The following is a 6,743-nucleotide window of genomic DNA, read 5'->3' as shown; positions in this document are numbered from 1 at the left end:
GGCCGCCGGGCGCTCGGAGGCCGCCGGGCGCTCGGAGGCCGCCGGGCGCTCGGAGGCCGCCGGGCGCTCGGAGGCCGCCGGGCGGTCCGGGAACGTCGGTGGGGCCGGGCGGGACGGGGCTCCCGGGGAAGCCATCGTCCCGTCGATCACCGCACGCGTGCGGCCCTTCCCCGCGGACGGCCCGGCGCGCAACGCCAGCTCCATCCGGTCGAGCAGCCGGTCGCTCATCCCCGGCGGCACCGCGGTCAGCGGCAGCAGCGCCGCCAGCGCGGCCAGCGGCCACCGCTCGTACGCCTTGACGCACTTCGCGCACGGCGGCGTGCCCCGCCGGCCCGTCAGGTGCGCGTGCACCTTCTTCCGCGCGGCGGCGTCCGGCTCCTTCGCCGAGTAGCGCAACGTGTCACGCAGGGCGTCGCAGTCGTCGAGCGACCGCGCCGCCAGGACGTCGGCCACCACGTGCTGCCGGATCACGTCCAGCCGCTTGGCGACCGCGGCCGGTTTGTCGGCCGACACGGCCATCGCGATCGACTCATTGGTCAGCGCCATCCCGGCCGCGAGCGCGAACAGGATCCGGTCGGCCGGGCGGAGGTCACCGGCCGCGCGCCACGCGACCAGCCGCAGGTCCTTGGGGTCCGGCGCGGCCGGCGGCTGCTCACCCTTGCGGCGGCCCCGCCCGGCGTGGAGCTCCTGCTCGACCTCGGTGCACTGCTCATGGATCAACCGGATCATCGCCGGACGCAACGCGTACGCACCGGCCAGCCGGGTGCGGATCGCGACCTCGAACACCCGGGCCGTCGCCTCTTCGGCGGCGTCCACGTCGCGGAGTGCGTTCAGGCAGGTGGAGTAGGTCCAGGCATGACACTCCTCGAACAGGTCGGCCAGCGCTTCTTCATCACCACGCTGCACCGCTGCCACAAGCGCCACGTCGTCCATGTATCGGCACGGTATTCGTAACGCGCTCGCAAAAGAAGACGGGGGAGGAACGAGTGACCGAATCGGTGAGTTGGGTCTTAACTAGGCTTCTGTACCGGCTTAACGCGTCTTAAGTCTCGAGCAGAATCGTCTGCGGACCGACGTTGACCGACGCAACGAGCATGTGTGTCCGAAATCGACCTGTTTCTACCGTGGCGCCACGCTCACGCAGGGCCGCGACGACCGCGTCCACGAGCGGCTCGGCCTGCTCGGCCGGTGCCGCCGCGCTCCACGACGGCCGGCGTCCCTTGCGGGTGTCGCCGTAGAGCGTGAACTGGCTCACGACGAGCAGCGGTGCGCCGACGTCGGAGGCCGATTTTTCCCCGTCGAGGATGCGCAGGTCGTAGATCTTGCGGGCCAGCGCGGACGCCTCGGCGGCGGAGTCGTCCCGGGAGACCCCGACCAGCACCAGCAGCCCGGGCCCGATCTCGCCCACCACGGTGTCGTCGACGGTCACCGACGCCGACGACACCGTCTGCACCACCGCCCTCACGCCGGGAGCAGCATTCCGCGCTCGACGAGCCGCCCCACCAGCGGGATCGCCACCGTCGCCAGCGCCACCGGCTCGGCGTCGTACGCCGCGGCCAGCACCGTCAGCTGGTCGGCGAGCGTCACCGACCCGTCGCAGCCGCCGACCAGCGCCACGGTCACCGGGTCGACTTCCTGCGCCCAGCGCCACCCCGACTCTAGCGCCAGGATCTGCTGGTCGACGTCCCAGCCCTCGGCGCCCATCGACGCCGTCTGACGCAACCGCAGCGACGGAGCGGCCACCAGCCGGGTGTTCAGCAGGTCGGCTCCGCGGACGAAGTCCACCCGGGAGAACCAGGCGGCCACCTCGGGCCCGATCACGGTGTCGTGCTCCTGCATCGCCTCCTCGACCCGGACGACCGGCGAGCCGGACCCGGAGGCGTGCACGCTGATCAGCCCGAAGCCCACCGCGTCGATGCGGTTCTCGGTGAACCACTCCAGCCACTCGTCGGTGCGCTGCGCGGTGTTCAGCTCCCCGGCGTCGCGCAGCCACAGCGCCACGTACCCGGCCGGGTCGAGTGCCTCGCGCTGGACGGCGTGCGCGTCGAGCCCGGTGGCCTCCAGCCACCCGCCGACCCGCTCCTCCCACGGCTCACCCTCGACGTGCAGCCAGTTGGCGAGCAGCTGCCCGTAGCCGCCCGGGTTCAGCAACGACGGCAGCGCCGCGACCAGCTCGGAACAGATGCCGTCGCCCTCGCGCCCGGAGTCCCGGTAGACCATCCGGTCGCGCCGGGACGGCCCGACGACGAACGGCGGGTTGCTCACCACGAGGTCGAACGTCCGCCCCGCCACCGGCGACGCCATGTCCCCGGCCAGCGCTTCCCAGCTGAACCCATTAAGCAGGGCATTCGTCGCCGCGAAGCGCAGCGCGCGCTCGGAGAGATCCGTCACAGTGACGGCCTCGGAGTGCCGGGACAAGTGCAATGCCTGGACTCCGCACCCGGTGCCCAGATCGAGCGCGGAGCCCACCCTCGGCCGCACCGTCGACTGCGCCAGCGTCACCGAGGCGCCGCCGATTCCGAGGACGTGGTCGGCGCGCACCGGGCCGGGCCGGACGTCCGACCCGAGGTCCGAGAGCACCCACCAGTCGCCGTCGTCGTCGCCGTAGGGCGAGAGGTCGAGCGCCGCGCGTACTCCGTCGTCTACTTTCTCGACCAACCCGGTGGAGATCGCCTCGGCCAGCCCGAACGCCCCGAAAGCGCGATCGGCGGCCTTCTCGGACACGGTCGCGCCGGTCGGGAAGAGCTCGATCAGCGTGCCGAGCGGGTCGTCGCCGCCGCGCTCGCGCAACGTGTGGCGCACGGCGAGGAACTCGCCCCGGCCGAGGGCTCCGCTCGCGGTCTCGCCCAACCGGTCGGCGACGCCCGACGGCGTGTAATTCGCGTCCCGCAGAGCGGCGCGCAAACCCGAAATCTGGTCCGGAGAAAGCAACGGATCGGTCACCCGGCCATCCTCTCCCGTCGAATTCGCGTTCGCGCCCCCGGGGGAGCGGAGGGCCTCGGACGTGGCACGCTGGTCCCATGGTGACGCTGCGCCTGAGCCAGGACGTCGACGCCGACGCGTTCCTGGCCGAGGACCCGTTGGCGCTGCTCGTCGGCATGCTGCTCGATCAGCAGTTCCCGATGGAGCGCGCGTTCGCGTCGCCCTGGGAGCTCGGTCGCCGGATGGGTGTCACCCGGCTGGACGCCGCCGCGATCGCCGCGTTCGACCCGGCGGAGTTCGCGGCGCTGTTCGCGACCCCGCCCGCGCTGCACCGGTACCCGCAGGCGATGGCCGGGCGCGTCCAGGCGGTCGCCGCCCACGTGCTCGACGCGTACGACGGCGACACCGCGCGCCTCTGGCTCGACGCGACGACCGGCGCGGAGCTGCTCCGGCGGGTCAAGGCACTGCCCGGCTTCGGCGACCAGAAGGCGCGCATCTTCGTCGCGCTGCTCGGGAAGCAGTTCGACGTCCGCCCGGAGGGCTGGCGCGAGGCCGCCGGCGCCTACGGCGAGGACTCCTCGACGCGCTCGGTCGCCGACGTGACCGGCCCGGAGACCCTCCAGGCCGTCCGCGAGTTCAAGAAGGCCGCCAAGGCGAAGGCGAAGGAGGCCGCACGGTGACGCTCTGGCCACTGTCCGGACTACGGGTACGCGCCGGTTCCATCGAACTGCGCCCGCCGACCGACGACGACCTCCCCGCGCTGGCCGCCCTGGTGCCGGTCGAGGCCGGGCACGATCCGACGCTGCCGATCAGCGGCGTGAGCACGCCCGAGGAGATCGCCGGCCAGGCGGTGCTGCGCCAGGTCTGGCGCTCGCGTGCGGAGCTCGCACCCACTCAGTGGCGCATCTGCCTCGCCGCCTACGTCGACGGTGTGCTCGTCGGCCAGCAGGACCTGAAGGCCGACGACTTCCCGCGCCGGCGCATCGTCGAGACGTCGTCCTGGCTGGGCGAGGAGCACCGGCGCCAGGGCCACGGCAAGGCGATGCGTGCCCTCGCGCTGCACCTCGCGTTCGAAGGGCTGGGCGCGGTCTCCGTGGAGAGCGAGTCGGCCGAGGGCAACGACGCCGCGCTGGGCGTCACCCGCTCGCTCGGCTACAGCCCCTGCGGCGACACGTACGAGCTGCACGACGGCGTCGTCACCCACATGCTGTGGTCGCGCCTGACCCGGGAGCGCTGGGCGCTGCACAAGCAGGGCTACGGGCTGGCGCCGGTCGAGGTCGAGGGGGTCGACGGGTGCCGTCGGCTGCTCGGCCTCCCGCCGACCGACCCGGAGCCGGCCAACAACGGCAAGCGCACGATCGTCCGCCAGGGCGCGCCCGCGCCGGCCTGACGCACGGCCCACGTGGCGGCGCCGGGTGCGCAGTGCAACGATGGGTTGATGCGGTACCCGGCCCTAGGGTGACCGGGCGCCCCCGAGAGAAGCGGGTGGAGCGCGTGCAGAGGCGTTCTCGGGTCGAAGTGATCACCGGGGCCGAACGGAGCCCCGCCGATCAGCTCCGCGATCGTCAGTGGCGGTATTTCGGCCTGATGATGTTGCGGGTCGTGTGCCTGCTCGTCGCCGCGGTCCTGGTCAGCCTGGACGTGCCCTACGCGCTGGCCTGGGTGGGTGTGCTGACGGTGGGGATGGTGCTGTTCCCGTGGATCGCGGTGATGGTCGCGAACGACCGTCCGCCGCGGGAGGAGAACCGGTTCTCCAACCGGCTGCGCAGGGTCCCGGCCGCGGCCCGCGCGCTGGTGAGCACGCCGTCCGAGCCCGAGCCCGAGCGCCGGGACGAGCCGCCCGCGCGCCCCGAGCTGACCCAGCGCGAGTTACCGCCGGGAGCGCGGGTCATCGACCAGGATTAGGGCCGGGCGCCCGGAAGGCCGACCGCGAGCGTCCCGGCGCGCGCCCCGGCGGCCAACGCGCCCGCCGGGCCCGCGCCGCTGAGCCAGGCCGCCAGGAGCCCGGCCGCGAACGCGTCGCCGGCACCCGTCGTGTCGACGACGCGGCGGGCCGGTTCGGCGGCCACCCAGGCGGCGCCGCTCGTGCCGCGCCACCACGCCCCGCCGGCGCCGTCCTTCACCACCGCGATCTCCACCGCGTCGGCCAGCCGGGCCGCCGCCACCGAGGGGTCGGCGAACCCGGTCAGCACCGCGGCCTCGGCCGTGTTGGCCAGCACGAGCGTCGCCCCGGCGATCCAGTCGAGGAACCGGGCCGGGCCCACCGCCTCGAGCGGCGCGGCCGAGGCGGCGTCCACCGAGATCGTCAGACCGCGCTGTTTCGCGGTGTCCAGGGCGGCCAGCCCGGCCTTGCGTGACCCGGAGTCCAGCAACGCGTAACCCGACAGGTGCAGGTGCCCGACGTCGTCGCGGCCCACGACCGCGGTGACGTCGGCGGGGTCCAGCCGGTCGGCCGCGGCGCGGTCGGGGAACATCGTCCGTTCGCCGTCCCCGTCGACCAGGACCGCGATCGACGCGGTCGGCAGCTCGGCGTCGACCGCGACCGCCGGTTCGACCCCGGCCTCGACCAGCTCGGCGACGCGTTCGCGCCCGGGCGCGTCGTCGCCGACCCGGGCGACGAGCGTCACCGGCACCCCGACCCGCGCGAGCCACACCGCGGTGTTCGCCGCGGCCCCACCGCCGCTGTAGCGGATGCGTGCCGGGCGGTCCGAACCGACCGCGGGCGGCCCGTCGGTGCTGATCACGATGTCCGTGGCGAGATCACCCACCACCGCCACGCGTCTCGTGGTCATGGCGTCAGCAGGCCGTGCTCATGCGGAGACCGTCCGCGTTCCGGCGAACGCCACGGCGATCCGGCCGGCCAGCTCCGCGTTGCGCAGGATGATGCGTGTGTTCACGGTCAAGCTCTGCCCCTCGGTGGCCGAGTGGAAATGCGCCAGCAGGTACGGCGTCACATCTTTGCCGGTGACGCCGTCGCGTTCGAGCCCGGCCAGACCCTCGGCGAGCACCCGGTCGTGCAGGGCCGGGTCGAGCTGCTCGTCGACCGGCAGCGGGTTCGCGACGACGACTGCGCCCTCGCCGAGCTTCAGCTCACGGGCGGCACGCAGCGTCTCGGCGATCTCGGCCGCCTCGTCGGCCCGCCAGCCCACCGGGTGGCCGGAGTCGGAGAGGTAGAAGCCGGGGAACCGGTCGGTGCGGTAGCCCAGCACGGTGACGCCGGAGGACTCCAGCCGCTCGAGCGTCGCCGGCACGTCGAGGATCGACTTCACGCCCGCGCACACCACTGCGATCGGCGTGCGGGCCAGCGTGCCCAGGTCGGCGGACTCGTCGAACGTCGTCGACGCGTCCCGGTGCACACCGCCCAGCCCTCCGGTCGCGAAGACCGGGATGCCGACCGCGGCCGCCACCGCCGCCGTGCTCGCCACCGTGGTGGCCCCGTCGAGCCGCTTGGCGGCCAGCACCGGCAGGTCGCGGACGCTGGCCTTGGCGACGCCGTCGGTCAGCGCCAGGTGACGCAGCTGCGGCTCGTCCAGCCCGACGACGATCTCGCCGCCGATCACGCCGACCGTGGCCGGGACGGCGCCGGTGGCCCGGACCGTGCGCTCGATCTCGGCGGCCACCTCGAGGTTGCGTGGACGGGGCAGCCCGTGGGAGATGATCGTGCTCTCCAGCGCGACCACCGGGGCTCCCGTGCCCAGTGCCTCCGCGACGTCGGCGCCGACTCGGATCCGGTATCGCCCTAGCGGCGGTTCGATGTCCACGCGAACACCGTACTTCCTGGTGATTACGTGGCTGCCGCGCGGCTGTCCGAGCAGGCATGC

The 6,743-nt window shown here is 73.7% G+C and carries 8 protein-coding genes; 3 read left to right on the top strand and 5 right to left on the bottom strand.

Going from position 1 to position 6,743, the window contains the following annotated elements; translation table 11 throughout:
- From ABD437_RS26665 to ABD437_RS26655, 3 genes are all read right to left on the bottom strand, one after another.
- The coding region (locus tag ABD437_RS26665; protein ID WP_344651663.1) for an RNA polymerase sigma factor at window positions 1-933 on the bottom strand (933 nt) is incomplete at its 3' end.
- A 109-nt stretch (window positions 934-1,042) separates the two neighbouring features.
- Window positions 1,043-1,465 (bottom strand): D-aminoacyl-tRNA deacylase, encoded by a 423-nt coding sequence (gene dtd / locus ABD437_RS26660; RefSeq protein WP_344651662.1) that lies wholly within the window; start codon window positions 1,463-1,465, stop codon window positions 1,043-1,045.
- Complete coding sequence (locus tag ABD437_RS26655) at window positions 1,462-2,943, bottom strand: DUF7782 domain-containing protein (protein WP_344651661.1); 1,482 nt, start codon at window positions 2,941-2,943, stop codon at window positions 1,462-1,464. The genes dtd and ABD437_RS26655 overlap by 4 nt, the downstream gene beginning before the upstream one ends.
- A gap of 77 nt (window positions 2,944-3,020) precedes the next feature.
- On the opposite strand from ABD437_RS26655, the gene ABD437_RS26650 reads away from it, so the two are divergent.
- From ABD437_RS26650 to ABD437_RS26640, 3 genes are all read left to right on the top strand, one after another.
- Window positions 3,021-3,602 (top strand): HhH-GPD-type base excision DNA repair protein, encoded by a 582-nt coding sequence (locus tag ABD437_RS26650; RefSeq protein WP_344651660.1) that lies wholly within the window; start codon window positions 3,021-3,023, stop codon window positions 3,600-3,602.
- Window positions 3,599-4,312: a GNAT family N-acetyltransferase gene (locus ABD437_RS26645; protein WP_344651659.1), complete on the top strand. Its 714-nt coding sequence runs from the start codon at window positions 3,599-3,601 to the stop codon at window positions 4,310-4,312. Before ABD437_RS26650 ends, ABD437_RS26645 begins: the two co-directional genes overlap by 4 nt.
- Before the next feature lie 104 nt (window positions 4,313-4,416).
- Window positions 4,417-4,827 carry a DUF3099 domain-containing protein gene (locus ABD437_RS26640; protein ID WP_344651658.1) on the top strand — a complete coding sequence of 137 codons (411 nt, stop codon included), beginning with the start codon at window positions 4,417-4,419 and terminating at the stop codon, window positions 4,825-4,827.
- On the opposite strand, the gene ABD437_RS26635 is transcribed toward ABD437_RS26640, so the two are convergent.
- Together ABD437_RS26635 and ABD437_RS26630 are read right to left on the bottom strand one after the other, a co-directional pair.
- Window positions 4,824-5,714 (bottom strand): carbohydrate kinase family protein, encoded by an 891-nt coding sequence (locus tag ABD437_RS26635; protein WP_344651657.1) that lies wholly within the window; start codon window positions 5,712-5,714, stop codon window positions 4,824-4,826. The two genes, ABD437_RS26640 and ABD437_RS26635, sit on opposite strands and share 4 nt — an antisense overlap.
- Window positions 5,715-5,732: 18 nt before the next feature.
- Window positions 5,733-6,683: a pseudouridine-5'-phosphate glycosidase gene (locus ABD437_RS26630; protein ID WP_344651656.1), complete on the bottom strand. Its 951-nt coding sequence runs from the start codon at window positions 6,681-6,683 to the stop codon at window positions 5,733-5,735.
- Window positions 6,684-6,743: the final 60 nt, after the last annotated feature.

This window comes from Cryptosporangium japonicum (assembly GCF_039524755.1).
Classification (GTDB): domain Bacteria; phylum Actinomycetota; class Actinomycetes; order Mycobacteriales; family Cryptosporangiaceae; genus Cryptosporangium; species Cryptosporangium japonicum.
The sequence above is the reverse complement of the archived record's forward strand: the minus strand, read 5'-3'. Positions and strand labels throughout refer to the sequence as shown.

Coding starts and splice junctions, on each gene's coding strand:
- ABD437_RS26650 (WP_344651660.1), top strand. CDS start 3,021: ATGGTGACGCTGCGCCTGAGCCAGGACGTCGACGCCGACGCGTTCCTG.
- ABD437_RS26635 (WP_344651657.1), bottom strand. CDS start 5,714: ATGACCACGAGACGCGTGGCGGTGGTGGGTGATCTCGCCACGGACATC.